Source organism: Paraburkholderia sp. BR14320 (assembly GCF_040948665.1).
Classification (GTDB): Bacteria; Pseudomonadota; Gammaproteobacteria; order Burkholderiales; family Burkholderiaceae; genus Paraburkholderia; species Paraburkholderia youngii.
In genome coordinates, this window is the sequence record NZ_JBFPKG010000387.1 from 1 (window position 1) to 251 (window position 251).

The following is a 251-nucleotide window of genomic DNA, read 5'->3' on the forward strand; positions in this document are numbered from 1 at the left end:
AGCGCGAGGGCGTGATTATCGCGAACCTCGTGAATCTGTGGAACAGCTTCGGCAAGGCCGTTTGCGTCAAAAAGCTCTAGTTGCGTCCGCAACCAACTGCGGGCCTACCCTGCTGAACAAAGCCGGCAACACCGTTGATTTTCTGCTGCGAGCCCCACGGGACAAGGCTGCGGCCCGGGCCTATTTCGAAAAGGCAATCGACCAGAATGGCGAACCCGGGACCGTGACGATCGACAGGAGCGGATCGAATC

At 59.0% G+C, this 251-nt stretch carries 1 pseudogene; it reads left to right on the top strand.

The features are described 5' to 3' along the window. Nucleotides 1-112: 112 nt before the first annotated feature. Nucleotides 113-251 (top strand): annotated as a pseudogene (locus tag AB3X89_RS40755) (DDE-type integrase/transposase/recombinase); the annotation flags it as partial.